Origin of the sequence: Myxococcus sp. AM011 (genome assembly GCF_013372595.1) — a bacterium.
Lineage (GTDB): Bacteria > Myxococcota > Myxococcia > Myxococcales > Myxococcaceae > Myxococcus > Myxococcus eversor.
The window spans coordinates 1-1,442 of sequence record NZ_JABXEM010000549.1; the positions used below are offsets into that span (position 1 = coordinate 1).

The 1,442-nt window shown below is 68.3% G+C and carries 1 protein-coding gene; it reads left to right on the plus strand.

Features of this window, described 5'->3' with window-relative positions:
* Positions 1 to 14: 14 nt before the first annotated feature.
* Positions 15 to 1,382, plus strand: a complete 1,368-nt coding sequence (gene exoE / locus HUW62_RS47230; protein WP_176438187.1) for a polyisoprenyl-phosphate hexose-1-phosphate transferase ExoE — start codon at positions 15 to 17, stop codon at positions 1,380 to 1,382.
* Positions 1,383 to 1,442: the final 60 nt, after the last annotated feature.

Here is a 1,442-nt window from a genome sequence, read left to right on the forward strand (position 1 = left end):
GGTTGGAGGGGCATGTGCTCCGGGTTTTTCACCATTATTTTTCTGCCAAGAAGCTGACGTTCTTCCTCGCCGAGAGCTCGGCGATCGCACTGGCCTGCGTGATGGGCGCGGCGGCCTGTGCGGCACTCTTCGCGCCTGCTGGGACGCGGCCGCCGCTGGCGGCGCTGTGGCCCACGCTGCTGGGGCTGGGCGCGGCCTTCGTCGTCACGTTCCAGTTCACGTTGTACCTGTTGGACCTGTATGACTTGCGCGTCGCCGCGGAGGACCGGGCGCGGGGCTACCGCTTCCTGAAGGCCGCGGGTGTCACGGCGATGGTGACGGGCGGGGTGATGCTGGTGGCCCCGCTGGTGTTGCCCGTCGCGCTGCCTCCGGGCGCGCTGCTCGGTGGTGCCATGGGCGCGCTGGCTGGCACCCTCGTCGTCCGGGTGTCGATTCGCGCGCTGGTGGGGGCGCCGCACGCGGTCCTCATCGTCGGCGACGGCCTCAAGGCCCGCGCGGTGGCGACCGCCATCGAAGCGGGCGGCGAGGGCAGCTACCGCGTCGTCGCGCTGGTGGACCCTCGCAAGACGGAGGAGCCCCTGGAGCACATGGCGGCCCGGATGGGCGCGGCATATGTCGTGCAGGCTGCTGACGACATGCGCGGGGCCAACTGGGTGGACTCACTGCTGAGCTGTCGGCTGCAAGGCCGCCGCGTGTATGACGCGACGGGCTTCTGCGAGCGGGTGCTGCGGCGGATTCCGGTGCAGTTCCTCCGCGCGAGCGACTTCGCCTTCGCGGACGAGCTGACGGTGTCTCCCTTGCGGCGGGCGTTCAAGCGGGCCTTCGACCTGGCGGTGGCGTCGCTGCTGCTCGCGCTGTCGGCACCGTTCCTGCTTCTGGTGGCGGTGGCAATCAAGCTGGACTCGAAGGGGCCCGTCTTCTACCGGCAGGAGCGCACGGGCCTGGGCGGAGTGACGTACTACTTGTGGAAGTTCCGCAGCATGCGGACGGACGCGGAGAAGAACGGCGCGGTGTGGGCTCGTGCGAACGATGACCGTGTCACGCGGGTGGGCAAGTTCATCCGCCGCACGCGAATCGACGAGATTCCCCAGGTGTTCAACGTGTTGATGGGGGAGATGAGCTTCGTGGGCCCGCGTCCGGAGCGGCCCGTCTTCGTGGAGCAGTTGAAGCAGCAGATTCCCTTCTACGGGCTGCGTGAGGCGGTGAAGCCGGGCCTGACGGGCTGGGCCCAGATTCGCTACCCCTACGGAGCCTCCGTGGAGGATGCGCGCAACAAGCTGGAGTTCGACCTGTACTACGTGAAGAACGGCTCGCTGTTCCTGGACGTGGGCATCATTTTCCACACCGTGAGGCATGTTTTGCTCGGGCGTGGAGCTCGGTAGGCACACCTCCCGTCGGCCTTCCCTCGAGGAAGGGAAGGCCGGGCGGGGACTCGCCAGGGG